The organism is Gemmobacter sp. (assembly GCF_046292685.1).
Lineage (GTDB): Bacteria > Pseudomonadota > Alphaproteobacteria > Rhodobacterales > Rhodobacteraceae > Wagnerdoeblera.
Genome location: NZ_JBKBQM010000100.1, coordinates 1 through 2,277 on the forward strand (window position 1 = coordinate 1; position 2,277 = coordinate 2,277).

The 2,277-nt window shown below is 65.7% G+C and carries 2 pseudogenes; both read left to right on the plus strand.

The features are described from left to right. Nucleotides 1-134 precede the first annotated feature (134 nt). Nucleotides 135-1,360: pseudogene (locus ACK4S2_RS15715) on the plus strand (ABC transporter substrate-binding protein). 491 nt (nt 1,361-1,851) lie between these two features. After that, a pseudogene (locus ACK4S2_RS15720) lies at nt 1,852-2,163 on the plus strand (urea ABC transporter permease subunit UrtB); the annotation flags it as partial. Nucleotides 2,164-2,277 lie beyond the last annotated feature (114 nt).

A 2,277-nucleotide genomic window follows, 5' to 3' on the forward strand; every position in this document is an offset into this window, starting at 1 on the left:
GCGAACCGTTGCGGCCCTCTGGGACGCCATCGGACGGCTCGTCGATCTCATCACCCCCGGGGAGAGCGCCAACTTCTTCACCGCAGCAGCCTATGAACCACAATGATCGGGAAACGCGCTAAAAGGGATGCTGGCTGGCCGGCGCGCAGGCGCAGGACACCATCAAGGTGAGCGTGCTGCATTCGCTGTCGGGCACGATGGCGATTTCGGAAACCACACTGATGGACACCACGCCGATGCTGATCGCCGAGCAAAACGCCAAGGGCGGCGTGCTGGGCAAGCAGCTCGAGGCAGTGGTGGTGGACCCGGCCTCCGACTGGCCGCTGTTCGCCGAAAAGGCGCGCGAGCTGCTGACGGTATCCAAGGTAGCCGTGATGTTCGGCTGCTGGACGTCGGTCCGCCGCAAGTCGGTTCTGCCGGTGATCGAGGAGTTGAACGGCCTGCTGTTCTATCCGGTGCAACACAAAGGCGAGGAAAGCTCGAAAAACGTGTTCTACACCGGGGCGGCACCCAACCAGCAGGCCATTCCGGCTACGGTCTACGTCCTGCAGGAGCTGGGCGTGCAGAAATTCGCGCTGCTGGGCACCGACTAGGTCTATCCGCGCAGCACGAACAACATTCTCGAAGCCTTTCTGGTGTCGAAGGGCATTCCGAAATCGGACATCTTCGTCAACTATACTCCCATGGGGCATTCCGACTGGCCAAGATCGTGGCCGACGTGAAGGCGCTGGGCGCCGACGGCAAGAAGGTGGGCGTGATCGCCACCATCATCGGCGATGCCAACATCGTGGTCTACAAGAACCTGGCCGCGGCGGGCATTTCGGCCGACGACACCCCGGTGGTGGTCTTCTCGGTCGGCGAGGAGGAGCTTTCGGGCCTCGACACCATCAACCTGGTGGGGCACCTCGCAGCCTGGAACGACTTCCAGTCGGCCGACACGCCGGAAAACGCAGCGTTCATCGCCAAGTGGAAGACCTTTGCCGGTGCAAAGAGCGTCACCAACGACCCGATGGAAGCGCATGTGGTCGGCTTCAACATGCGGGTGCAGGCGGTGGAAAAGGCCGGGACCACCGATGTGGATGCTATGCGCACCGCGATGTGCGGGCTGGAAGTGCCGAACCTGACCGGCGGTGTGGCCAAGATGCTGCCGAACCACCACCTGACCAAGCCGGTGCTGATCGGCGAGATCCGGGCCGACGGCCCGTTCGACATCATCAGCCAGACCGCGCCGGTGCTCGGCGACGCCCGGACGAACTAACTGCCGGAATCAGCGGTGCTGGAGGCCGACTGGGCCAGCCTCGGTTGCGGCATGTACAACACGCAGACCAAGACCCTCGTGCAGATCAAGTCGAACTATTGACCGACGCGGGCGGCGGGGCCAGCCCCGCCGCCCCCCGCTGCCCCGTCCCTCACCCGACCGAAGGTTCCGCATGCGCGCCGTTCTTGCCGCCCTTCTGGCGCTTGCCTTGTGGGGGATGCCCGCCCCGGCCCCGGCCCAGACCGCCGCCGAGGTGCCGGAGGCCAACGGCGCCCCGGTGGCAAATCCCTCGCGCCAGACCATCAAGCCGGTGATCGCGGCGCTTGCGGCCGGCGGCGACCCGCGCGCGGCTGCAATCCTCGAGGCCCGGGCCGACCGGGCACTGGCGGTGCGCAAGGCCGATGGCACGCTGGTGATCGTGGCGCCCGACGGCGCCGGGGTGCGCGCCCTGATTGCCACCGTGCTGGTGCAATTCCAGCTGAGCGACTCCGACCCCGACCCGGCGGTCACCTCGGCCGCCCGTGCCGCGCTGGACCGGATCGGCCTGTACATCGATGCCTTGCAGTTTGCAGGCGGCCGACCTCGGCCTCGACGCGCTGTCGCAGGCCTTTGCTGCCACCTTCGCGGCCGGCATGGCGAAGGAACGGCTGGTGATCCGCCACCTTTACAAGCGCCCGCTGGAAACGTTGCTGGTCACCTTCGGCATCTCTTTTTCGCTACAAGAGATCGCCATGACCATCTTCGGCATCGAGGCCCGCCCGCTGACCGCGTCCGCCTGGCTGAAGGGGCAGCTGGACTTCGGCAACCGTGTGTCGATCAGCACGATCTGAGTCGCCATCTTCGTTCCGGCACCGCTGTTCCTGATGTTCTTCCTGTGGCTGACGAAGCGCACGCGCCTAGGTCTATCAGGCTGCTGAAGAAGTCCACGAGGCGGAACAGTTTTCCCTCTGTTTGGGCGGCAGCGGTGAGCGTCGTGCTGGTCGAGGCGAGGTATGGGTGCCCGATGCCACCCCTCGTCG